The organism is Bacillus sp. NTK074B (genome assembly GCF_017303375.1).
Taxonomy (GTDB): Bacteria; Bacillota; Bacilli; order Bacillales; family Bacillaceae_B; genus Rossellomorea.
On sequence record NZ_JAFKOH010000002.1, the window covers coordinates 1 to 24,900 of the forward strand.

Sequence of the window (24,900 nt, forward strand, 5' to 3'; positions counted from 1 at the left end):
AAAAGTTTGACTATCACAAAGGAAATGTAGAGATCGCGTATGCCACTGCTTTTTCATTCGTTGCAGTGACTGATTTTCATTTAATAATCCGTTACTCTTTTTAAACTGATGGTCACAAACCATTTTACTCTGTCAACTACTTACTACTCTAGAGGGGAAAGGGAACTGCGTAGACTCCTACGGAAAACGGGACTGTTCCCTTCACCCTCCTGCACCACACCTTAAATGATAGAGCATTCGCAAATCTTAGTCTGTATTTAAATAGCAACAATCTTTGAGAAAACAGCCTTAAATATAACCATACACTTTATTTAATTCCTTTTTGAAAAAGTCCAGTCAGTAAGTCCGATGCACCGAAAAGGTTTTCTGACTCGTTTTGATCGATCATTTTTCTAATTTCAATGGGTTTCAACGAATGAAAGACATCTGTCAGCCTGCTCTCTGTATATCCCAGTCCACCCATAAGAGAACCTTTTCGATATACTTCCCAATCTGATATAGCAGAACCTCCTAAACTCCCACCCTGATGAAAACACGTGATACCAAAGTATCCTTCTGGCCTTAATGCTCTTTCTATAAGGTTTATGTAACTTATCCTTCTATGAGGGGCAATATGATGAAAACAACCTGAATCGTAAATAAAATCGTACTTTCCATCCTCAATTTCAATATCAAAAATATTTCGGTGAAAAAAGTTTATGGAAAGATTTCTTTCATCCGCTCGTTCCTTAGCCCAATCAAGAGATGTCTTTGACACGTCAACTGCATCTACTTCAAAGCCGTTTTCTGCCAGATAAATGGCATTCCTTCCTGGTCCACAACCGAGTTCAAGTACCCTGCCACAGGTGATGATTCCGCTCTTTAAATAAGAGGCCAGATTTTCGTCTGGTGCGTTAACAAATATAGGGACGGATTTCTCACGATCAGAAAAAAACTCATCCCAAAATGGAGCCGGTTCCCGTAAAAATGAATCCAGCATTCTCAATAAATCATCATAATGGTGAATGGTTTCTTGCATGTATTTCCCTCCTTTTCAATCTAATTCCATTGTACTTTATGACAAGAATAGGAAGGTTACGACGTTTTTACAATAAAGTTATATTTGGCAGAATCCCAAGATTAAAGATGAGGTATGTGTATGCTTTAAAACAGCCAGAAGACCCATTATGGAGTAAGGAGATACTGCTAAAGGGAATATATTCAAAATTCCTTTCATTCGGTGAGAGTCAATCTGGACATTCTGAAAGAGACAGATAAAATCTATCGGACTCGCACTTTGTCATATTTGTTACATGAACGTAACATTATATAAGTGAAAAAGAACGACGCTGGTTCCTTGGTCTGTTTATACATGATTTTCAACTATCCTATTAAGTCTTTCTCCATGCGTACATCAGCCCACATTTTTTCATTCCAATAAGTAAAGCCAGGTATTCTCGCTATCTCCTCGTATCCAAGCTTCTCGTACAGCCTGTGTGCATTACGATTAAACTCAAAGACTCCAAGTTCAATCCGTAGTAGTCCCTCCTTCCTAATCTCATTCTCCAGATATTGGATAACTTCAAACCCTATACCCTTACCTCTTCCCTCGGGTTCACCGATCGTAATGCCCAGCCAAGCAGTTCCCTTAACTTTTTTATGAAGATGACCTGGATCGATCATGTAATTCATTTCTCCCACAAGCTTATCGCCCAAGTATATAAGATAAATATGGTGAGAATTCAGTCGACTTCTTGATTCATCCAATGTCATATGTGACCGCTTCTCAAGTTCCTCCCCGTTTCGATTTGGGCGGATGAGGTGGATTAAATCCGGATGATTATCCCATTTATTCAATGTCTTGACGATTTTCGTGTCAGGATTAACTAATTTTTTGAAATGAACTTTCATTCACTCTACCTCCTTTTGATTTATAATAGCTTCCATCAGTGGCAGTTCGTGAAACAGAGGAATTTTGACAACTCCTACTTTCTTAAGGATGGAATGTTAATAGTGCAACTACTCAGCAATAAACCTGTATAGTTAGACAATTGATTATGTTATGCTAAATGTAACCAACCTTTTAAGGACAAGGTAAATGATTTCCTGAGGCTAAGATTTCCATTCGAATGAGAGGTGAGGATATATGGAAGTGTTAAATGAAAAATTGGAAACGTTGCACAAAGGTCATGTCTTTTATCAATTCCAGGAAGAAAATGCTTATATTCTGAACCTTATGATTTTTATACGCGCTGGTTTGGAAAATAATCAACATATGCTGATAATAGAAAGTATGAGGAATATCACAAAAGTTAAAAGTAGAATGAACAGGTTGTTTACACCAGAACAGGTATCATCCATATCCTTAGTTGATAACTTTGACTACTACTTTTTAAATGGTGATTTTAACACTCAAAATATTCTCAGGCACTTCCAGAAGGATCTAACCGTCATAAAAAATTTCAATCCTTCTATTAGAACCTGGGCTCACGTCGAATGGACTTCAAAAGAACCTGATGCAGCTCTCCTTAAAGAATTTGAATCAACAGCTGATGATTATGTTCTACAGGAAGGCTTACTTTCAGTCTGCGCCTATTCCAGAAACAGGCTGTCGAATACCTTGATACTAGCATTGGAAGAGGTACATCAGTATGTAATGACCGACGATGTCCTCAGCCTTTCGATGGCGTATGAAAGATAATAAATTACTCTAGAAGACCCGTCGATTAGACGGGTTTTTTTTGATCATACTGTGCAGAGCATTTTAATAGAATATTAAATTGATCTGAATCGCCGATATATCCTTATTTTAACATTAAACCATTATCCGCTGTTTTTTTATTTGTTCGTTCTATCGGTGCCCTTCCTTCAGTAAGTATAACTGTAGTACATGCAATAGTTATACCTAGGAGGTGTCCTTGTGGATGGATTAATTAATCCCATTGGGCTGAATGAAGTCATAAAGTATGATGATCTCTTTCATGGAACGGTTAACAGAATGTCCCTGAAGGCTGGGCGTATAGTACGGATAGTATATTGGATGAAACCTGGTAAATCTTTTATTACCTATGACATACTTAAAGGGAATAAGAAATACGTGAATATTGAAGATTGCCCATCCCCTCCTTCGATTAGAAGATCTGAAATCAGCTATGTAACGCTATTTGGGTTGAATCAGTCGGTCAATATCGAAGTAGCAGGGGTGCAGAGATCTTCTGTTATCGTATCCATCAACACCATTTGGGACGATGAAGGTTATACGGTTTATTATGGGGTGACAGATCGGACGGATACAACGTACTTTGGGGTTAAAGAAGAATTGCTTGTGAAATGGAATCCGCAATATGCTGAGTGGAATGATTAAGAAATAACACCTGCTGAATATATTCAAAAAGGGACCGTGGTCTTAGCTCAGACCAGAGTCCCTTTTATTCTTCACTTATAAAAAACTTTATCTACGTTATATTTAGCTTGTAATTTATTAATGATATATGTCTCATATATGTCGCGATCCATTGCGTCCTCTACTATGGCTACATCGATACGGTAGACTTCGCCTCTATGATTTCGTAATGGAGATACTGTATCTTCAAGATGCTTTTTGACTCTTTGTCTCAGCTTCCTGGCCTTACCTACGAATAAAAGTTCATCATTAATATTGTAGAATAAGATAATACCGCCCTTGTCTCTTGGAATTTCATGAAGATCAATAAAGCCTTCTATGCTTTTGATCTTTGGTTCTTCTGATTCTTTTGGTTGTTTGCGTTCCGTTATGGATATATCCGCTTGAGGGATTTGAATCTTAATCATGAATGTTCACGTCCTTTGTTTGCTGTAAGAGGTAATGGTAACATAGAAAGGATTAAATTACTACACAACGTTGCACTTATCGATAAAAAAGGGAGAATCCCACTTATGAGTAACGCAGTCCAATACGATTGTTAAATGTTTGATTCTTGTTTTTAAAAACAAAGAAATTATTTCTAAAGTCAATCGTCAGATCATGGTCGTACGTTTCTTCAAAATCATCGTCAACGATAAACATAAGATTTTCGGTACGGATAATCTTTTCATAGGATGCTGGTTCTCTTTGTTCTACTACCTTCATTTCATAGATATTGTTCACAATGTCGCAACTTCCTTTATCAAATGATAATTGAATGATTTTGTGTTCGGGGATTTCGTTTAATTTCTTTTTCGCTGTTTGGGTGATTTCTAACTTCATTCGAATCTCCTCCTATTTCTTTAATGGAACGAGTATATCTAAATGCTGCTTTAAATTCTCTATTACTATGGGTAGATTATCCCCTTCGTCGCCATCCACATTTGCGATCATTTCATAGGTCGATGATGCTTTCAGTTTGGTTGTTTTCATATAGTGGACGTGCTTACTTTCGGCCAACTCACCAGACAAAACCTTTGGAAGGAGCAGAAGGAATTGAGGCAATGCGATATCCTTAATGATAAACACGTGAAGTTTTCCATCATTTACTTTAGCATCGGGTGCTATCGTTTCCATCCCGCCTACAGAATTCGTGAGGGCCACCAGCATCAGAAGGGCTTCCCCTTCCCAGTCATGGTCGGATTGAAGCTTTAGCTCAAATGGCTGTTTCTCCTTCATTTTCTTCAATCCTTCTATTATATAAGCGAGTGGACCAAGTTTTGATTTCTGCTCAATGGGAGTGGAGAATGATGCTTCTGCCAATGCCCCCACGGCCACGATATTAATGAAGAATCTCCCATTAATCTTTCCGATGTCTGTTCTCTGCACTTGATTTTGTTTGAAAATATCAATTGCATCCTCTGGATTCATTGGAATATTGAGTGCACGTGCAAAATCATTAACTGTACCGAGAGGGATAAGACCCATTAAAGGACGATGTTCCTGTTCAGCCATTCCGTTAATGACTTCATTGATCGTCCCATCTCCTCCCATGGCCGCGACGAATTCAAATTCACCTTTACACGCTTCCCTGGCAAATTCCTTAGCATCTCCTTCTCCTTTCGTCTCCCGTACTTCTGTTTCATACCCCATTTCGTCCATGGTCTTAAGAGCATGATCAATATATTGTTTCCCCAGTTCCTTCCCTGAAGATGGATTGACAATTAGCATGGCGTGCTTCACGCTGGTTCCTCCCTTTTTGTATGTAATCAGTTAAGGTATACCCTATTTTGCAAGAGAGGAATCCTTCTAACCACAAGGAATGAAACGAAATCAGGGGAATTATTCGATCAGTAATGGATACTCATTAATTTTGTTTAAAGTTAATGGAACAACCCCGACTCTTTCGATTTTCTCATAAATGATTTAGTCCGGTCACTTAAAGGTCCTTTGAGAAACGCACCGAATAGTAATCCAATCACACCAAAAAGTCCGAGAATCAGAATGTCCCGATACACCCTCTCCCAAACGATACCACCAACAGCTTCTCTCATAAGATCGATGGCATATGAGAATGGTAAAAAGGGATGAATCGTTTGGAAAAATGTTGGTAATAGAGGAACTGGATAAGTCCCTCCTGCCCCTGCAATTTGAAGAACAAGCAGCACGATTGCCATCGCTTTTCCGATGTTTCCAAACACAGACACCAACGTATAAACTACAACCATAAAAATTAAGCTGATAAATAATCCGAATAAAATAAACCAGAATGGCTGAGCAATATGCACTCCTAAAACAAAAATATCACCAACTGTTACGATCATGGCTTGAACTAATCCGATACTAATAAATGTTAAAAGCCTACCAAAATAGATCTGCGTTTCTGAGAATCCTTGTTCACCTGACACCTCTGTAGCTAAAAGGGAAATGAGCAGAAGTGCACCTACCCATATAGCTAGAACGGTATAAAATGGTGTCATCGCTGCACCGTAATTTTCGATTGGGAATAAACTGTTCTTATTTAAAACGACAGGCTCTTCAAAAAAGCTTTTCTCAAGCTTTGGATCATTTTGTAGGATCCTAATGATTTCATTAATATCTGTTTTTCCTTGAATGTCCCTGATGCGATCGGCTAACTGGTTGATTTTATCTTTTACATATGGATATTGTTGTAACACGTTCTGAAGGGTTTCAGTTCCCTTATCTATATTTCCTTCTGTATTAGAGAGAATTCGCTGGACTTCTGGTATCGTACTCTGGATCTCTTGTAAAGTCCTTCTTGCTTCACTCAATGTTCCCTTCGCTGACGCTACCTCTTCCAAGACGGCCGGTTCTATCGTTTGTTTATATTCTTTTATAAAGGCATCAATCTCAGTTTTCGTTTTGACGGCACGATCTTGGATGCCATTTATTACATTGTCCACGTCTTGCTGCTTTGTTGTAAGAAAGGCATTTATTTTCTGCCCTTCTTGTTGAGCGGTCTGCATTTCCTCCTTGACCATACCGAGCTGAGTGAGAGCTTGTTGTATTTGTTCCTGATTTTGATTGTCTTCATTACTTTGTAATGACATTAAGGAAGATTCGATCGTATCGATCGTTTGAATCGAAGTTGAAAGCCTTTCATTCATTTGGTTATCAATGGCTTCTGCTCCACTAAGGTCAATTTTGGATGACTGTATCTGCTGGATGAAGTCGTTCACTTTGGCCGCCATTTCTTGTACGTTTTCCAAATCTTTTTGAATGCGGGGGGCGACCTTATTCAATCGGTCTTCAGCTGTCCTAAGAAAAGCGGTTGTCTGGTCAATCGTATCGAGACCTTGATTCGTCATACGCTTGGCCTCCGGTATCCCACTTTGTGCTTTATTGATAATTTCTTGGGCACTTTTGGCATCTGAAAAGGATTCATTTAAGATATCACCTATCTCTGGTAGCTTTTCTTCAACACCAAATACGTATTCTTCAAATCTTTTGATATCAGGAAGGTCCTTCTCAATCTCAATACCCAGCTCATTAAACAATTCGAAAATAGTTCCATTTACGGTTGATATAAAGGAACTGGTGATTTTGTTCACTATCCCACCTGCTCCAGACTCCGTAATCTTAGGAGCTATTGCATTAATTTTTTCATTAACGTAATACTCTAGGCTGGCTTTTTCAGGTTGATCCTCGATGACAGTGGCTAACTTACTGGAGAAATCCTCCGGGATGATGATAACTGCAAAATAATCCCCGTATCCCACACGGTCCATGGCATTCTTCTTATCAATAAATTGCCAGTTCATGTCGTGATTTTTCTTTAACTCCTTTACCAGATCCCTTCCAATATTTATTTCTTGTTCTCTAATTTCACCACCATTATCTTCATTTACAATTCCAACCGGAAGCTTATCTGTCTTACTGTATGGATCCCAGGAAGCTTCAATGTTGAACCATGCATAGAGTGAAGGTAATAGCATCAATCCACCAATCAAAAAGGCAGCTACTCCGTTTCTTGATACATTTATCATATCTCTTGAGAAAATACGCCAGATGTTTTTCATATCAAATCCTACCTTTGTCCAGATCTTTTAGTCTGGAACTTAGTATACCCATCTTCTATTTCCTCACTACCTTCCTTAGTTAAAGCTTAAAGTGAAAAAAGAAGATACCTTGGGACAAGGCATCTTTGCTTTAAACGTTTTTAGGATAACAGTGAAACTCCGTTTTTTACATCTACAGCTTCCTCATCTATGTTGCCAAGATGAAGATCTTGTTGTGGAAACTTTCAATAAAGGAACTCTCACCTGCGGAACATCACCACCAGTTCTTAAAAAAATGATATGTTTATTATCCAATGTCTTTATAAATTTAGCTTCATATTGATCTTTTTGCCATCCCCAACCAAATCATTAACAATGTCTTGGTTTCCTACTTTAATAGGGCGTTTACATAATAAAATATCACTAGCGGTGATAGGTAGATTTCCCCCTTCTAGTTAACGCGTAAACGATTTAGTTTTATCATTCCATCCCAAATAAAATCAGTGAAATAATGATTGATAGAAAAATATTACACACCTTTTTTTTTCTCATCCACAAGCCTCTTATACGCGTCAATCTTCTTACTTAACATTTCATTTGTAGACAATAGAACTTGGACCTGTTCCTGTATGTTTTTTTGATGATTCTCCAATAACATTAATCGATCTTGCGTTGTTTGGGGTCCTTCCAGGTACAATTTTGTATATTTCTTAATAACTGAAATCGGCATTTGTGTTTCCCGCAACTTCATCACAAAATTCAACCATTTTATGTGGGAATCAGTATATCTTCTCGCCCCTGCCGAGGAGCGGTCAGGTATTATAATTCCTTCTTTTTCGTAGTAACGCAGCGTGTGTGGATTCACCCCTAATACTTTTGATGCTTCGCTGATGCTATACATATAGGTTACCTCCAATGAATAAATACTTGACTTAGAGTCCACTCTAACCCTTAAGATTAAATTGTATCATACCAAGATAGGAGGAATAAAACATGAATTATACGGTCATTACGGGGGCAAGTTCGGGAATCGGATATGAAGCAGCACTGGCCTTTGCAGCCCGTGGGAAGAATATTATTGCGGTTGCAAGAAGAGAATACAAATTAAACGAGCTTAAAGAAGAGATTTTAACCATTCATCCTGAAGTGAATGTTGTCACAATGACGACAGATCTATCTATAAGCGACAACGTTTACTCATTTTATGAACGTTTAAAACCTTATGAAATTGAAACGTTTGTGAATAATGCAGGATTTGGCAACTTCGATTCTGTAGCGGATCAAAGCCTTTCTAAAATTCAAAGCATGCTAAGGCTGAACGTTGAAGCATTGACCGTGTTATCATCTCTATTTGTACGAGACTATGAAAATGTGAAGGGCACACAACTTATCAATGTTTCATCAGGAGGAGGGTACACCATTGTCGCAGATGCAGTCACTTATTGCGGAACAAAATTCTATGTAAGTGCCTTTACGGAAGGACTCGCCCAGGAACTTTCTTCAAAAGGTGCACATATGAAAGCGAAGGTCTTGGCTCCGGCAGCGACTGAAACTGAGTTTGCTCAACGCTCCTTTGATGTAAACGAGTTCGAATATAATGGTACCGTCCCACAATATCATACTGCAAAGGAAATGGCACAATTCATGCTGGACCTGTATGACAGTGACAAAGTGGTAGGGATTGTGAATGGTGAAACGTACGAATTCAATCTTGTGGATCCAATATACCCTTATGCGAATCGATCACAAAAATAATACAACCATTCCCCGGCTGGATAAACATATATATAAAAAGGATGGGAAATAACTAAATCTATACTCTCTAAGACGGACAATGAGATCACGTGTTACACGGCTGCCTGATTTCCGTGCAAGACTTCCCTTTCCCCGGGCGGAAGGCAAGCCTTCTCACAGCTTTCTCCCCTCTAGGGGTCTCACCTATTCCGCTTTTCCCGCAGGAGTCTTCGTCTTGCACTCCAATCAACTGATGAATCTGCTTAATACACGGATTCAGCTTTAGCACTAAAATTTAAAAAATCCGAACGAGTCAGATTTTTATCCAATCACTCGTTCGGATTTTCTTTAACTGAAACCCTTTGTCCCAGCTACTTTTTTCAACGCTTTCCAAGGTGGAAGCAATAGAAAAAGAATAAAGGTACAAATGTATCAAAAAAGATATTTCTATTAGCAATTCAACAAAAACAGGTGTGAAAAAAGTTCGATTTCTCTATCCAAGAGGTTTATTCATGGTTATATCAGGGTACATAAAAAACATTTGAGTTATTTGTACATATAAACAAATTCCATACTGTTGTTGATGGGGGTAAAGGGAATGCAGAAGTTTGATATTGATGTAAATGGATCTCTATTTGATTGGGATTTAGAAAAAGGTTCCATTACATTTGAAAATGATGAAGTGGTTTTATTTTGGGTGAATACTGCTTTTAAAACGTTAATTGACTCTATTGAGGAAATCGCAGGAGAAAAGGAAGCGAGACTGGTGCTCGAAACAGCCGGTTACCGTACAGGACTTATCGTAAGTGACTTTTACCTTGATTCCATCGGAAAACAGGAAGAGATACTGGATAAATTACCGAACACCTACGTAACTGCAGGGTGGGGAATTACCAAGATTTTATCGTACTCCCTTGAAGAGAAAAAAGCTGTTGTCCAATTCAGTAACGGGTGGGAGTACAAAGTGAACATCGCCCAGGGAAAAGAAGTAGAAGGAACATTTATGCCCGGTCATTGGGCCGGTGTATTAACAGGTATATTCGGTTCCAAAGTGTGGTATCGAGTACTCAAAAGTCAAATACAGGGGGATGACTGCAGTGTCTACGAGTTCTTCTCATCGGATATCTCGCCGTCTTTGAATGTCAATGCTCTTATAGAGGAACAAACAATGGCTGCCCAGGAAGAATTAAATCGTGTAACGCAGCAACGGACTGAAATCTTATCTGATATTATAAAGGAAATTTCTTCCCCAATCATTCCTGTATTGGATTCGATTCTTGTCGTACCGCTCGTTGGAAGCTATAACGAAATACGTGCAGAAGAATTGCTGAATAAAACACTGCTCAATTTACCCCGTTATAAGGCTCAATTCCTGATTATAGATTTAACAAGTCTTAGCCGGGTGGACGACTACACTCTATCGTTTATCCAAAAATTTGTTGGTGCAGCCTCACTCTTAGGAACTACATGTCTACTTGTCGGCATTTCTTCTGAACTGAGTATAAAGATTACACAAAGCGGTTATACAATGAATCATATTCCATGTTTTTCTCTTCTTCAACAAGGTGTAAACTATGCACTGGATCAACTGGGGATGGAAATTGTAAAAAAAAGATAAACGAGTAAACTGGCAGGAACATAGAATCCCTGCCAGATTTTTTCATCTCCCGGTTCTTTGATGAAAAACAAAGAAGGATTGCTATAGACAGCAATCCCCTTGAACATTCACGTACTAATAAAGATTTCACAATTAATTAATCTAACTACACTACGTTTTAATAATATCTTCTATAATGGATCCAGCCGTTTTCTTACCGTTCTGAATACAAGCTCCAATTCCAACTCCATAGTAAGATGCTCCAGCAAGCTTTACCCCCGGCCATTCAGATAACATATGAAGTTCCAATGCTTGTACAGAATGATTATGGTTTAAATTGTAATTCGGCATTAAATTTTCCCAGCTTGTTACATCTACTGATACCGGATTGGCGTCAATCCCAATACTCTGTTTTATATCTGTAAGAGCCACGCTTGTCAGTTCTTCGTCTGACAATTCCTTTAATTTATTATAATGAGGATTTGTACTTTTATAGAAGAGCCTCACCAACAGGTTATTTTCTCTAGATGTGTGCTTCCATTTCCTGCTTGTCCAGGTACATGCTTCACATTTCACACCGTTGCCTCCAGATACTATAAAACCCGTACCATCAGCGGGAAGCTCCTCATCCGGTATATCAAATCCAACGTAAACCGAAATTAACGAAGAGTTACGAAGTTGATTGAAATGTGGATTTAATCTTTCATCGTCCAATATTTGTTGTGTCACATCATGTGGTGTTGCCATTATGACATAATCAGCAAGAATGCTGCCTTTTCCTTTCAACTGGACCTCATATCGGTCGCCTACCCTTTGGATTTTATTTGTTTCAATCCCCTTAAGGATCGTCTCATTACCACATTGTTCTTCTAATCGGGTAATGATAGTAGATAAACCATTTTTAAAAGAAATGAACTTTTTATTTGAGTTTCCTTTGAATTTTTTCCTATTTTCAGATAACCCTTTCATAATGCTTCCGTATTCGTTCTTATAATCCAGCAAATATGGTAGTGTGGAAGCCATAGTCAAAGAATATAAATTACCTGAGTATACCCCTGATAAAACAGGGGCGATCTGATTTTCCACAAGCTCTTTCCCTAAAAACGTTTCTAAAAATTCCCCAATGGAACTGTTTTTAGTGAAATGGGTATTCTTCGATTCCAGGTCTTTCAAAGCTGCCTCCTTACCTTCTTCAGAAACAAGTGTGCTCTCATGGATTGCTTCAGGACTCATGGGAATCCCGAATATTGAGTCCAATGGAATTTTATGCAGCTCACCATTTGTATATATGTAGGATGTCCCAGTTTCATTATAAACCGCATTATCAATAAGATGGAGTTCCTCGATTAATGCAAGAACTTCTTCATGCCGCGCAACAATGGAATCCGCACCAGCTTCTATAATAAATCCGCCTTCTGTGTTGGTCCTGATTTTCCCACCAAGCTGTTGATCACGTTCGATTAGTAGACACTTCAAATCTATGTCATGTTCTAAGGACAATTTCTGAAGATAATAGAGGGTCGTTAATCCTGTAATACCTCCGCCTACAACAACCACTGTTTTCATACCATTCACTCCAATAATTACATTTATGTATACAGATTATCATGTTTTGGGGTGGATATAAAAAAATTCTATGGCAGAAATAAGAAAAATACTTCAATCAACCGATTAGGTGAGAAATTTGTCTAGAAGATGGCTAATGGCTGATCAACAGTTTTAGGTTGATTTAACGTTACATATAAAAAGATGTGTACATATATACACATCTTCTCACCATTTATTGTGCATTTACTTCCACAGCATCCTTTTTATAATATTGAGCAAAGATCTCCGCAAAAGCTTCGGTAGAGTTATATAGTTCTACTAAATTATTTTCGACTCCACCAAATTCCAAAAGCATAGCACGCTCTGTTAGATCCTGATTATAAACCCCGTTCCCTTCCGCCTTTGTTTTAACGAAGACTCCCCGACTGATACCTGGGTATTTTTCTTCTAATGTAGCATTTAATTCTTTCGCGATTTTCAGGTTTTTTTCAAAGTTTTTATTTTCTTTCCCTACGATAAAAAATAAACGCGCATAGTTTTTACCATTAATTGTCTTGGTGGTAATATTTCTTGGTTGGGAGTCCCGATGAATATCAATTAAGTAGGTTAAGTTCTGGTCCTGTGCGATGGCCTCCTGAACCAGTCCCCTTGTTAACTTATAGGATTCAAAATAGGTCCATGATTTGTTTTTTAATGCCTGATTTACATCTGTCTTGTCCTGGATAGCTCCAATTCCCCGTGATTCAAGCTCTTGTTTCAGCTTTGATCCTACTGCAATCACGTTGACCTTTTCATTGGTACTCGCCGGGTCTTTTGAATCATTGTTTTTAATCAAAGGGCTGAACGCTTCCCAACTGTGAGAGTGATAGATAAAGACAGACTTCTCATCAATTTCTTCCACTCCATTCCCTGAGTTATGGTTTGCCTGGTCAATTTGGTTCTGATCGATTTCCTGATTCTTTAGCTGATCTTCCGTTGGCGCAGGAGACTCGTTCGGAAGATTGGTAATATCCGTTCCTTTACCAGCAACTGCGATGTGGGTATGGTAGTTCTCAATCCCCGGTATCTCACGTCCAAACAAACTTCTTGGGTCAAGGAGCGATACATTTGTCACGCTTTCCAACCAATCAAAGTCATGATTTAATGCATCCTTATTCTCAATGCGTAATCCCGTCATTTCCTGTGACAATAGCATTAGGAATGTTTCCTTCGGCACAATCTCGGATACCGAAGTATAAAACAAGCTGTCCACCTTCAGTTTAATGGCCGTGGAAGAAATCAGCCAAACTGTTAAATACATGAGTATGATTCCTATTAATATGATCCGGATGACGGTTTTCATAGAAACGAACACTAGTGGGACTAGGCTATTATTATTTCGAGACTTATACGACATCATCAGTACCCCTATATAAAGTATTTAATAGTTAACTTTATGCAGAAGTTGGAGTGAGTAGAAGATATTTTGTCCATTTCGTTCTGATTACCTAACGAGAAGACCAGATGACCTTTTTTCTCACAGCAAACGATATTTCACGCTTTAATGTTTTCTTTCTTCAACTTAAGGCGTGTTTAATCGATTTTCATTTTATGCCGCTTCCTTTGTCCTTTCATCATATGAATCCCGATAAGTATGTATACGCATGTTTCATATGATTTAAACCCCATTTTCTGTTACTTTCAGAACGCATGTTTCTATTATTACCCATCTATGTTATACTTGAAGTTCATTGGGTCTACGAGACTGTATTTAGTCAATCCCTCGAGCAAGTAGAAGGGAGACATGTTAAATGTCACTAGAAAATATCGTAACCATGCTCAAGACTCTTAAGGAATTCAAGGAAAGTGAGATTGTTCATACAATATCTGACCATGAGAATTCACCTGTAATGACTGTTACTTACCATTGGGATACGGAATGCTTTCAGATTACCTATGTGGATACAATGAAAGTGGAAGAATTTACTGATATCAGCCTATTGGCGACTACCATAGAAAGTATTGCACTTCTTGAACCTTCAAGATAATGTATAAAGAAAAGCCATTACTCTCTTGTAATGGCTTTTTTCGTATTTGAATTATGATTTATTATGGTATCCTAAAAGAAAGGGAGTGAGCCAATGTCTTTTTACACTCAGCCATACATACGATCAGTGTCCCTAAAAAGGGAAACTATCCCCTCATTTCCCTCTTATCCCTTTGATATACCAAGTATACGTTCCTTAAAGGATCTTTCCCTTCATCCCAATGTCACGTTCATTGTTGGTGAAAATGGAATGGGGAAATCTACACTACTAGAAGCGATTGCGTTGGCAATTGGCTTCAATGCCGAGGGGGGAACGCTGAACTTTTCATTTTCAACGTATGATTCATCCCCGATCCTGGATCAATATTTGAAGATCGTAAGAGGAGTGGACCGACCTCAGGATGGGTTTTTCCTGAGAGCAGAAAGTTTCTATAACGTGGCAACAAATATCGAAGAAATGGATATGGAGCCCTTATCAGGTCCAAAGATCATAGACTCATTCGGGGGTAAATCCCTGCATGAGCAATCACACGGTGAAGCGTTTTTTTCCACCTTTATGACTAGGTTCAGGGGGAAAGGCATCTACATCTTAGATGAGCCGGAAGCTGCTCTTTCACCTTTAAGGCAATTATCCATGCTTTCCCGAATACATGAACTAGTTAATGATCACTCTCAATTCATCATTGCTACCCACTCCCCCATCCTGATGGCCTATCCATCATCGAAACTTATTCAATTAACCGATAATGGTTTACATGAATCGTTCCTGGAAGATACCAGTCATTATCAGATTACGAAACAATTTTTCGATGACCGTGAACGAATGTTGCATCACTTATTAAAAGATGAAGATTGATACAATGTTTTATAGGTCCGTCTCTCAAAAAACGAGCATAACCCTTGGTAGGTTATGCTCGTTTTTCTTTCACGCTTAGAATGAAGGAAGTTCACTAAGGTTATTTTCTTTCAATCCGTCTGGTTCACTTCGCAGTACATCCCTGCCATATCGGTTAATCACATCGACATGTGCGATTTTTCCGGCTTTTGCTTCTTCTAGTGCAGTCAAATAATCCAGTTCCCTTCCCCTTTCGGTTTTGAACGCGATAAGGTCATTGTCGTTATTTCTTCGGACAGCAATAATCTGTTCAGCGCCGGAAGAAAGTTCTTCAGACATCTCCGTCTTAGCCTGAATATTTCCCTGCTGCTTATATTCTGCATAAATTTTTTCGAAGTTTTTTTCTTCCGTTGAAATCACCTCCCGAATGTATATGTTTAGTATTCGCGTGATGACGTTTATTTATGAATGAAGCTTTGATTACTCTAAAGAATGTAATATGAATGGTGTAGGGTTGTTTTAACGTCCATTTATACACTTTCAATAATATTTAAGCACCTTAAAAAGAGTGCCAATCTGTCGGCACTCTACCTTTAAAATCATTTCAACTTATTTAGGGCATCCATAAGCATTGCTTTCTGAATATCCATGGCTTTAAGGGCATTTTCAAGATTCCTTTTGTAAACAGACAGAATGCTTTGACCATACGAAGTTCCTGGTACAGCCCACTTCCCATTTAGATCGGTCCAGTTTTTCGCAATGCCCCTGGTGACAAGTGAAAACCGGGGATCGACAAGTGGCGCTCCTTCTGGAAGAGGATTTGTGGATGCATACGCATAAAGGTGCTGTATATGTGCAAGTACTCCTTCTTCAGGTGTGGCAAATGATGCCCCATCATTTCCCGGTCCGGTCGTCCCAATCCCTGCATAATTGTTTTGAGAGGGTTTAACTTGTCCTGTGAATCTGAAAAAATTGGTTTCGTGAATGGCTTGTGCAAAAGCTATATCTCCTCGAATACCATAAAGATCACCATAATAAACATAGAATTCTCCCAACATAGGTGCAAAAGGATTCACGTTTATAACAAAATCATCTAATTGCTGTGATCGAACAATTGATGGTCCAAGAATGGAAAGGTCCATTCCAAGCTGCTGAGTCGGCTTTGGCGATTCTGTTGATGGAGGCTCTGTTGGATTGGAAACTGAGGCTGTCCCTTCTGGTAAAATAAAGGCTACAATTCCAATTTGATTTAGTACATTAACTTGATCTTCTGCGTTATCCAGCTTCGAGTAAGCACCAGATTGAACTCTATAATAGATTTTATCAGTAACAACCACAGTATCAATAAAAGATTCAATTGCTGCTGCTTTCAACTCGTTGACACGGTCTTCAGCATTCTTTCGTTCTGTAAATGAGCCGGCAATTACCTTGAAGAGCTGTTTGCTACCTGTCTCTTTTGCCGGTAGCGCCAGAGCTTTGGCTACTCCTTTCGCGAGAGCAGTCCCTACTGATTGCCTGAATTTTTCATCATTTAAAAGAGCAACGTCCTTCACATTATCAACGAATAATACTTCAACTAACACCGACGGCATTTTCGTTTCACGGAGCACATGAAAATTTGCTCTCTTCTTTCCCCTATCTGTTACATTATATGGTTTAACCGCTGCCATCACTTCATCGTGGATAATGCCTTGATATGATAAAGTTTCTGACGGTACGCTTCCATTGTAAACATAGCTTTCAAAGCCAGTCCCTCCACCTGCATTGTGGTGAATGGATAAATAAAAATCCAGATTCGAACGATTGGCAAGGTTGGATCTATCGGACAAGGATAAGGTTTGGTCTCCAGTTCTTGTCATCAGTACATTCACATTGTATTTCGACACCAAATAATCTTTGACAACAAGTGCAGTCAAAAGATTGAATTTCTTTTCTTCATTTCCTTTATAAGTGGCACCTGGATCTGACCCTCCATGTCCTGGATCAATCATGATGGTCTTCAATTAACATCCTCCTAAGAGCTTGACATATAGTACTATATTCCCATATGGATAAGCATGCTTGGACATTATCCTATCGGAACCCCTTACCCACATAAAAAAGGTTCCCTGCTAATGAGCAGGAAACACTTTTCTATACGTACGTTTCTATTTTTATGGAGGGGACTTTCTTATAGGGTTCTTTTATCTTTATCTCTATTGTATTTCGAAATCCACGTTCTTATTCACTTTATTCATTATCATTGAATTACCTGACCGGCGGAGTGCCATACTGTGATCGCTTCAATTTTTTCAGTATGAACCGTTGATCTTATAACCATTGTTTCTTAATTCCTACATGGGGTCTGAGGGTCGCCCCAAACTGTGCAGTGTACTGATTCGAGAGGGAAGGAGATCCCCAGATCAAAATTGGCATGAGTTACGGATGGACTTTGAAAAATATATTGTAGGATTTTTCTTGCCAATACATCACCTCCATAGAACACTTTATGTAGAAAGTGACTGGTTGGTGAGGACAAGCAACTCATTTTTATATAAAATGGACTACTTTTTTCATGCTATACATTCTTTAATAGATCTGGCTCCTTTTTCTGCCCCCAAAGCCGTTTACAGTGGAGGAGATGAAAGTGTTCATCAATCTGAAGTTTATAAATATCTGGCTTTGACGTCCCTTTCCAAAAATCAAAACCATACTGATCAGAAAAGTAGTTCATCGTACAGGTCATGATGTGCCCGTGAATTCCTATCACAATCTTCTTCCCTTTATGTTGTGAATAGAGTTCCCTAATATTTTACACACTACCTATTAACTCTTTACTTTTTTTCGTTAGAAGAATACTCGGCTTTATCAGGAACAAGGTGACTGTCTCCTTGTTCCTGACAAATGCGCATTGCGGTGGCGTAAAGAAGCTGGACACCTTTTTCGATGTCATCCATCTCAGCAAATTCTAATGGATTATGACTGATCCCTTTTTCACAGCGGACGAAAATCATGCCATAATCACTGATATAAGACATGATCAAAGCATCATGGAACGGTCCGCTCATCAAGGTCGGAGAATCGAATCCGAGCTTTTCGTCTTCTTCTCTCATGATTCCCTTGATCCAATCTGCACAGTACCTTGGTTCACTCCGTGTGTCTTCCTTTATATCGTATTTAAGATGGTACGTTTTAGAGGTTACTTCTATCAATTCATATAGTTTTCGCTCCAGTATTGTTCGTGCTTGAACGTCGATATCGCGCAGGTCGACAGTGAACTCTACTTTTTCTGCAATGATATTCCTCGAATTCGGAAATACCTGCATGCTTCCGACAGTCCCTACCGTTGTGTTCGTCCCTTCTTTTTTGACCAGTTCATCAAACTTCCGGATGATTTGTGAAGCACCTACAAGGGCATCCTGTCTCATCGTCATAGGTACGGATCCTGCATGACCTGCAAACCCTTCAAGTGTTACCGTCAGCCATATCGGGCCTGAAATCCCCGATACAATTCCTACCGGCTTGTCTTTTTCTTCAAGCACCGGCCCCTGTTCTATATGGAGCTCCAAAAAGGCTTCGATATCACCTTTCTTGTACACAGGACTATCTGACAAGTCGGTATCAACACCAAACTCTTTCAATGCCTCCCCCCTCGTCACTCCATTCTTGTCTTTCCGTTCAAGCTCCCCTTCTTCCAGCATCCCGGCCAAAGCCCTGACACCAAAGATACCCTTATTAAAACGGCTTCCTTCTTCATCGGAAAAGCATATCACTTCAATTGTTCGTTCAGGAATGATGCCATTGTTCTTCATGCTTTGAACGACTTCGATTGCTCCAAGTGCACCGACTGTTCCATCGAATCTTCCACCGTATGGCTGGGAGTCTATATGAGATCCAAGAATAAGGATTGGTTTGTTTTTATCCCGCCCCTCAAAACTGCCAATCAAATTACCAAATCCATCAATCCTTGGCGTTAATCCCGCATCAACCATCCAGCTTTTCACCAGATCCACTCCCTGCCGATCTTCCTTTGAATGAGCCAGACGGCAAACTCCTGTTTCTCCAATTTTCCCGATTTCAGCTAACTCTTTTAGATGACGTTCTAATCTTTCCCGATTGATTTTCATAGAATCACCCTTTGTTAACATATTTTAAGACATATTGATATTGTATAAGCTCTTGCATTCCTATTCATTAGACACATTGTCTATAAATTAAGGAAGTTTTTGCTGAACGGTCTTAAACTATGTAAAATAAGGATATTTGTTATGATTAGCTTCGATAGCTATCACGATAGATCCTTCACGTTTTTACAAATGACACACAAAAAAAAGAGAGGTTTTTCACCTCTCTTAATAATTTGCCGTTCTTTTTGACTGTTGTATTGAATAAATCAGTATTCCGAAAAATACGAGTACCGCTGAGAGAATCAAGACCAGTGAGACTGATGCAATGGAGAGCATCTTGAAAACAACACTCACAGCTACCACCATATAGAGGATTGCCAACATCCGTTTGACACGGACACCCGAAAAGCGTTTTAGCTGGATGGATCCGATCGGCGTTCCGATCAGTGCACCGATGATAAGCAAGACACCGTGTCTATAGTCAAGTGATTCCCCTGTATACATAAAGGAGGTTATCCCCGATAATACGATGATCGATGCAGCTGAAATGCTGGTCCCAATCGCTTTATTCAGATCAAGTTTAAGCCACTTTGTAAGTAACGGTGTCATGACAAATCCCCCGCTGACTCCCATAAGTGAAGAAATCATTCCAGTGAACATCCCAATGACAGGTGCTGCAAGTGGTCCTTTTGCTTTGGCATCCTCTTGCCCTTTCCTGAAGAACTGATAAGAAAACCAACTTAAGATGCCGATGTAAACAATTGATATAAATGTGGATGCTCCATTCATTGAATCTAGCCATTTTACAAACGGTACGGTCAGTACGGAGCCTATCACTCCGGACACGCCCAGGAGGACTGCCAATTTTTTATTTACGTTTCTTAATCGCAGGTGTGAGACAGTACCAGTCACCGTTGAGCCCAATGTAAGCATTAAAGATAGTATGATGGCCTGGCTGGGTTCATACCCCAGAACCAATAAAGTAGGGGTCAGAACGATTCCGCCTCCGATGCCAAAGAAACCCGAGATGACGCCTATGACGGCACCGCCTATCATAAATAATATCCATTCCATGTCGTACGTCACTTCCTTCATGTAACATTATACCTCGAAATTAGTTATAATAGAAATGAATAAAGATAATAAAGTCGATTACGTTTTATAATGGAGGGTGCATGATGCAACTGGATTGGATCCGGACGTTTGTTACACTCGCGCAACTTCAGCATTTCACTAAGACTAGCGAGTATCTGAATTTATCGCAGCCTACGGTCAGCGTCCATATAAAAAAATTAGAACATAGCCTGGGAACAGCTCTTATCTATCGTTCCTCCACCAACCAGCAATTTAAGCTGACACCTGCGGGAGACCAGGTGTTTGAGCAGGGGAAAGAGATGATGGAGTTGTGGAGATCAATGGTACAGGTCAATCAGAAGAAAGAAGAAATCCAACTACGGATTGGCTCGACCCATACGGTCAGTGATGTTCTGCTACCGGACTTTGTCAAAAAAATCAAGGTTCTTTATCCTCAAGTCCGTTTACAACTAATGATTCATAACCACGAGAGTATTGTAGAAGCCTTGAATTCGAATGAGCTCGATCTTGCCCTTGTTGAAGGAACGAAGGGGTTGGCACCGTTTCATGTAGAAGTGATCAGTCGGGATGAACTTCGCTTCTTCGCGAGCAGCAGGGTGAATCTGCACTCATCACCTTTCATACTGAGGGAACAGGGGTCAGGTACGAGGGAATATGCGGATGAGTTCTTAAGGTCTGAGCGAATCGTCCCCGTTGAAATCCTTGAAGCAAGCAGTCACTTCCTCATTAAGCAACTCGCTGTGAGGGGCCTTGGAATCGCATTTCTCTCGAGCTCCATGGTCAAAGAAGAAGTGCTACAAGGAAAGCTCATCCCAATCGAACCACACATCATCCACCGTCCCTTTTATGCCGTCCATCCTGAACATGTTGCTTCACTTTCCATCATCAGAGAGCTGGTATCCTTGATTGAGGATACGAATTAAATGAAGAGGGACGGACCTCCATTTGGAGGTCCGTCCCTCTTTCATATAGCCATTACCTGTTTGCTTCTGATCGATCAACCACCGCTGCTCCTACGATATCGCCGATTACGTTAGATGCCGTTCCACCCATACCTATGATGGCATCGACTCCTGCAATGAGGGCAACGATTTCGAGTGGTAGTCCAAACATCGTTAACACAGCCGATAATGTAACCAATCCAGCAGCAGGGACTCCTGACGTTCCAATGGAAAGTAAAGTCCCTGCCAAAACGATCATCAAGAGGTCAATGGCGGAAAGATGTAAATTCGTGACGTTTGCCGCGAAAACAATCGATACCCCCATTCTAAGGGCTCCCCCGTCTGAATTAAAGATGGCCCCTAAAGGTAATGCGAAATTGGCCGTTTTATCAGTTATACCGGCTTTCTTGGCAGACTGAATGGCAACCGGAAGAGATGCAATACTGCTTGAAGTGAAAAAGGCTGTACTGTATGCTTCTTTCGTCTTTTTGAAAAATGTGACAACCGGATTACCCGTCAATTTTAAAAAGCCCGCATATACGATCACCCAAAGTAGAAGGATTCCTAAATAAAAGACTCCCACAAACTTTAAGAGGGATTGAATCGTGTCCCACCCCTGCTGACCGAATGTCGCCGCACTGATTGCAAGCACACCGATCGGCGCGTAGGCCAGCACCCCTTTAAGGAGGATGTAGAACATTTCATTGAAAGCAGTAAAAATGTTATCCAATAATTCACCGTATTCTTTCAGCTTACTTTCTTGAGAGAACTTCATCCACGAAATGGCTATCCCCATAATAATGGCCAGGAACATGATTGCAAGCGTATCGCCCCTCGCAAAAGCCTGGAATAGATTATCAGGGATGATCTGCAGCAGTACATCTCCGAACTGTGGTGCTTCTGGCTCTTCCACCTGGGCATTAGGTAGTTCCAGGTTTGTACCAGGGTTGAACAAAAACGCCAATCCAAGACCGATGAAGACCGCTGCTGCCGTGGTAGCTGCATAATATATAATCAGCTTCCACCCCATCCGTCCAAGCTGGGTCACACTCATCTTATTCACGGCTTGCACTACAGTGAGGAAAATCACCGGGATGGCTATCAGGCTCAGAAGGTGAATGAGCACCGTTCCAAATGGCTTTAGAACTTCGGCATCTGATTTAAAGACTAGTCCAATGATGATCCCTAACAAGAACCCGACAGACATCTTCAAAACAAATGGGACTTTCATATATTGCTTCCATATGTACTTCATTAACATCTACGCCTTTACATATATTTTTTTCAGACCCCCATTATATCATTTTTCACATGAGAGGGACGGACCTTCTTTTCAAGGTCCGTCCCTCCAATTTATATGCAATCCCCATCTTTTCTCCGCTTTTCCAATTCCCGCTTATATTCATCATAATTGCCACTGTATCTTTTAAATGTATGTTCTTCAATTGCGATGATACTCTCAGCCATTCTATTGATAAAATAGCGGTCGTGGGAGATGAAGAAGATGGTACCGGTGAATTCGTCCAGGGCTTCCTCAATTGTTACAATCGTATCAATATCCAGATGATTCGTCGGCTCATCCAAAATCAGTAGATTGATATCCTGAAACAATAACTTCGCAAGTTTCAACCTGATTTTCTCACCTCCCGAAAGATGTTTCACTTTCTTGAATACACTCCCTTTATAAAACATGAATCTTGAAAGGTATTCCCGTGCCTTGCCTTCAACTATGGAAATATCCTCCCTAAAAGTATCAAGAACGTTTGCGTCTTCGTTTTTAAATATAATCGTCTGGGGCAAGTAGGCTGTATTTACATTTGCACCGAACTGTATTGTGCCTTCATCAGGGTGGTCTTCACCTATTAACATTTTTAGGAATGTGGATTTCCCACTCCCATTCGGACCAACCATCGCAACTCTTTCTCCATAACGGACCATCACATCGGTTTTAGAAAAAATCAATTTATCCTCAAACTGTTTCGATAAACCAATGACTTTAATGGCCTCTTTCCCCGATCGTCCTGAAGCTTTCACGTCAAGTTGCATGTTCCTCCTTTCAAATATAGGCTTATCAATTAGCTCCACCTTGGACAGTTTCTTTTGAACGCTTGCCGCTCTTTTAAAGAACTTCGTATTATCAGCCCTCAATGCCCAATCACGCAAACTCATAACCGTATGTTCCATGCGCTTGATTTTCTTTTGCTGTTCCTTGAAATGTTCATATTGAACTTTTAAATTCTCTTCTTTTTGAAGAACATATGAAGTGTAATTCCCTTTATATGAAATGGATTTTTTATTCTCGATCTCTACAATCTTTGTCACTACGTTATCTAAGAAATAGCGATCATGGGAAACAATGAGTACCATTCCTTTATAGCTCTTCAGGAAGCCTTCAAGCCATTCAACCGATAACATATCAAGGTGATTCGTCGGTTCATCCAAGAGCAGGATGTCGGGCTGATGAATTAAAAGCTTCCCCAGCCCGACAGTGGTTTTCTCTCCGCCGCTTAACTGGTTAAAGTTGCGCTCCAACAAGCATTCTGTAAGCTGAAGTCCCGAACAGATCTTGCTTATTTTTTCAGCCCGATCATAACCGCCCTTTACTTCAAATAACTGAGTGAGGTCACTGTATCGGCTCAAAGCTTTATCAAGTTCATTTCCTTCCAACCCGTTCATGTCATTTTCCAATTTACGCATTGCTACTTCTACCCGGTCCACTTCTTCGAATGCTGAATAAAGGACATCCCTCGCCTTCATTCCTTCTGGATAGACAGGCGCTTGTTCTAAATACGCACTGGTTGCCCCATTTGACATGTGAATGAGCCCTTCGTCATATCCGAAGCTTGAGGTTTGAGGGTATCCAGGATAATAATTCATCGGCTCAATGCCGGCGATCAATTTCAAGATCGTACTCTTCCCGCATCCGTTCTCTCCGACGATCCCCATTTTATCTCCTTGATAGACTTCAAGAGAAACATCTTCAACGACGAGTGTCGCTTCCATATATTTTTTGATTCCATTAATTTTTAACTCCAACATATCCGTCCCTTCCTTCATTCAAAATGAAGTTACGCTATTTATCGACAGGACAAAAAGAGAAGTACTATTATTCAATTTCCCAATAAAAAATGACCATAAGAAGGAGAATCCTTCCTACAGTCATGTATCATGATCAACATTTATTAATAGTGGGTCCACCCCAGTCAGGTACCGGGAGGTGCCCAACCTTCATGAACACTTCATATTGATATCAGGACAGTAAGCTTCCTTCTAATTGCCTGATTCCATAAAGAGCATAACAAACAAACCTGTTTTACACAGGCTATTAAAGCTCATTACAAAATCCGTATTAATTTAAAATTTAAATTAATCAGCAATTAGTTGGTTCCATAAACTTACTATCCCTCCTGCAACATTTTCATTATTATCTCATTATTAGATAAATTTGTAAATAGAGGGACGGACCTCTAATTTCATTTAAAAGGTCCGTCCCTCCAACGATTACTTCCCTAGAAAGCCACCTTCAGAATTAATGAGTTGGCCAGTGATCCAGTCGGATTCTTCACTAGCCAGGAAGTTGATTAATTTTGCAGTGTGAGAGAGAATCAGAAAAAATCTTGTCATGTATTTTTTCCATA

The 24,900-nt window shown here is 39.8% G+C and carries 22 protein-coding genes and 1 pseudogene; 7 read left to right on the forward strand and 16 right to left on the reverse strand.

Annotated features, from left to right (window positions below):
* Positions 1-307: 307 nt before the first annotated feature.
* Positions 308-1,018, reverse strand: coding sequence for a class I SAM-dependent methyltransferase (locus JI667_RS03355; protein WP_206850545.1), 711 nt, complete (start codon positions 1,016-1,018; stop codon positions 308-310).
* A 344-nt stretch (positions 1,019-1,362) separates the two neighbouring features.
* Positions 1,363-1,890 carry a GNAT family N-acetyltransferase gene (locus tag JI667_RS03360; protein ID WP_206850547.1) on the reverse strand — a complete coding sequence of 176 codons (528 nt, stop codon included), beginning with the start codon at positions 1,888-1,890 and terminating at the stop codon, positions 1,363-1,365.
* 235 nt (positions 1,891-2,125) lie between these two features.
* Between JI667_RS03360 and JI667_RS03365 the strand changes: the two genes are divergently transcribed.
* The gene (locus JI667_RS03365; protein ID WP_206850548.1) at positions 2,126-2,680 is read left to right on the forward strand and encodes an MEDS domain-containing protein; all 555 of its coding nucleotides are present in this window, start codon (positions 2,126-2,128) and stop codon (positions 2,678-2,680) included.
* Positions 2,681-2,899: 219 nt separating this feature from the next.
* The gene (locus JI667_RS03370) at positions 2,900-3,343 is read left to right on the forward strand and encodes a hypothetical protein (RefSeq protein WP_206850549.1); all 444 of its coding nucleotides are present in this window, start codon (positions 2,900-2,902) and stop codon (positions 3,341-3,343) included.
* 71 nt (positions 3,344-3,414) lie between these two features.
* Here JI667_RS03370 and JI667_RS03375 read toward each other — a convergent pair whose 3' ends face one another.
* The 5 genes from JI667_RS03375 to JI667_RS03395 form a co-directional block, all read right to left on the reverse strand.
* The gene (locus tag JI667_RS03375; RefSeq protein WP_206850550.1) at positions 3,415-3,789 is read right to left on the reverse strand and encodes a nucleotide excision repair endonuclease; all 375 of its coding nucleotides are present in this window, start codon (positions 3,787-3,789) and stop codon (positions 3,415-3,417) included.
* Between the two features lie 103 nt (positions 3,790-3,892).
* Entirely contained in the window at positions 3,893-4,204 is a 312-nt protein-coding gene (locus JI667_RS03380; RefSeq protein ID WP_206850551.1) for an iron-sulfur cluster biosynthesis family protein, read from the reverse strand.
* A gap of 12 nt (positions 4,205-4,216) precedes the next feature.
* Positions 4,217-5,104 carry a diacylglycerol/lipid kinase family protein gene (locus JI667_RS03385; protein WP_206850558.1) on the reverse strand — a complete coding sequence of 296 codons (888 nt, stop codon included), beginning with the start codon at positions 5,102-5,104 and terminating at the stop codon, positions 4,217-4,219.
* A gap of 140 nt (positions 5,105-5,244) precedes the next feature.
* On the reverse strand, positions 5,245-7,401 hold the full coding sequence (locus tag JI667_RS03390; RefSeq protein ID WP_206850559.1) for a YhgE/Pip family protein: 2,157 nt from the start codon (positions 7,399-7,401) through the stop codon (positions 5,245-5,247).
* Between the two features lie 508 nt (positions 7,402-7,909).
* The gene (locus tag JI667_RS03395) at positions 7,910-8,281 is read right to left on the reverse strand and encodes a MerR family transcriptional regulator (protein ID WP_206850560.1); all 372 of its coding nucleotides are present in this window, start codon (positions 8,279-8,281) and stop codon (positions 7,910-7,912) included.
* Positions 8,282-8,373: 92 nt separating this feature from the next.
* Here JI667_RS03395 and JI667_RS03400 point away from each other — a divergent pair, with 92 nt between their 5' ends.
* Together JI667_RS03400 and JI667_RS03405 are read left to right on the forward strand one after the other, a co-directional pair.
* Positions 8,374-9,135 carry an SDR family NAD(P)-dependent oxidoreductase gene (locus JI667_RS03400; RefSeq protein WP_206850565.1) on the forward strand — a complete coding sequence of 254 codons (762 nt, stop codon included), beginning with the start codon at positions 8,374-8,376 and terminating at the stop codon, positions 9,133-9,135.
* Between the two features lie 577 nt (positions 9,136-9,712).
* Positions 9,713-10,732 (forward strand): STAS domain-containing protein, encoded by a 1,020-nt coding sequence (locus JI667_RS03405; protein WP_206850567.1) that lies wholly within the window; start codon positions 9,713-9,715, stop codon positions 10,730-10,732.
* Between the two features lie 150 nt (positions 10,733-10,882).
* Here the strand turns inward: JI667_RS03405 and JI667_RS03410 are convergent, their stop codons facing one another.
* Positions 10,883-12,277, reverse strand: coding sequence for a protoporphyrinogen oxidase (locus JI667_RS03410; RefSeq protein WP_206850569.1), 1,395 nt, complete (start codon positions 12,275-12,277; stop codon positions 10,883-10,885).
* 214 nt (positions 12,278-12,491) lie between these two features.
* Positions 12,492-13,559 carry a stage II sporulation protein P gene (gene spoIIP / locus JI667_RS03415; RefSeq protein WP_206850570.1) on the reverse strand — a complete coding sequence of 356 codons (1,068 nt, stop codon included), beginning with the start codon at positions 13,557-13,559 and terminating at the stop codon, positions 12,492-12,494.
* A 490-nt stretch (positions 13,560-14,049) separates the two neighbouring features.
* Between spoIIP and JI667_RS03420 the strand changes: the two genes are divergently transcribed.
* Both JI667_RS03420 and JI667_RS03425 read left to right on the forward strand, forming a co-directional pair.
* Complete coding sequence (locus JI667_RS03420; RefSeq protein ID WP_206850571.1) at positions 14,050-14,286, forward strand: DUF1797 family protein; 237 nt, start codon at positions 14,050-14,052, stop codon at positions 14,284-14,286.
* Positions 14,287-14,379: 93 nt separating this feature from the next.
* Positions 14,380-15,141 (forward strand): AAA family ATPase, encoded by a 762-nt coding sequence (locus JI667_RS03425; protein WP_206850572.1) that lies wholly within the window; start codon positions 14,380-14,382, stop codon positions 15,139-15,141.
* Between the two features lie 75 nt (positions 15,142-15,216).
* Here the strand turns inward: JI667_RS03425 and JI667_RS03430 are convergent, their stop codons facing one another.
* The 4 genes from JI667_RS03430 to JI667_RS03445 all read right to left on the reverse strand — a co-directional run bounded on the left by JI667_RS03430 (position 15,217) and on the right by JI667_RS03445 (position 20,321).
* Positions 15,217-15,537: a DUF3892 domain-containing protein gene (locus JI667_RS03430; protein ID WP_368077884.1), complete on the reverse strand. Its 321-nt coding sequence runs from the start codon at positions 15,535-15,537 to the stop codon at positions 15,217-15,219.
* A 182-nt stretch (positions 15,538-15,719) separates the two neighbouring features.
* Positions 15,720-17,123, reverse strand: a complete 1,404-nt coding sequence (locus JI667_RS03435) for an N-acetylmuramoyl-L-alanine amidase (RefSeq protein WP_244668188.1) — start codon at positions 17,121-17,123, stop codon at positions 15,720-15,722.
* 810 nt (positions 17,124-17,933) lie between these two features.
* Positions 17,934-19,226, reverse strand: coding sequence for a Zn-dependent hydrolase (locus JI667_RS03440; RefSeq protein WP_206850578.1), 1,293 nt, complete (start codon positions 19,224-19,226; stop codon positions 17,934-17,936).
* Between the two features lie 225 nt (positions 19,227-19,451).
* Positions 19,452-20,321: a sulfite exporter TauE/SafE family protein gene (locus tag JI667_RS03445; RefSeq protein WP_244668189.1), complete on the reverse strand. Its 870-nt coding sequence runs from the start codon at positions 20,319-20,321 to the stop codon at positions 19,452-19,454.
* Positions 20,322-20,401: 80 nt separating this feature from the next.
* Between JI667_RS03445 and JI667_RS03450 the strand changes: the two genes are divergently transcribed.
* Positions 20,402-21,244 (forward strand): LysR family transcriptional regulator, encoded by an 843-nt coding sequence (locus JI667_RS03450; protein WP_206850580.1) that lies wholly within the window; start codon positions 20,402-20,404, stop codon positions 21,242-21,244.
* Positions 21,245-21,296: 52 nt separating this feature from the next.
* Here JI667_RS03450 and JI667_RS03455 read toward each other — a convergent pair whose 3' ends face one another.
* The 3 genes and pseudogenes from JI667_RS03455 to JI667_RS03465 form a co-directional block, all read right to left on the reverse strand.
* A complete protein-coding gene (locus JI667_RS03455; RefSeq protein WP_206850582.1) occupies positions 21,297-22,517 on the reverse strand; it encodes a dicarboxylate/amino acid:cation symporter in 1,221 nt (406 codons plus the stop codon).
* Between the two features lie 98 nt (positions 22,518-22,615).
* Complete coding sequence (gene abc-f, locus JI667_RS03460; RefSeq protein ID WP_206850587.1) at positions 22,616-24,301, reverse strand: ribosomal protection-like ABC-F family protein; 1,686 nt, start codon at positions 24,299-24,301, stop codon at positions 22,616-22,618.
* A gap of 462 nt (positions 24,302-24,763) precedes the next feature.
* Positions 24,764-24,853 (reverse strand): annotated as a pseudogene (locus JI667_RS03465) (oxidoreductase); the annotation flags it as partial.
* Positions 24,854-24,900: the final 47 nt, after the last annotated feature.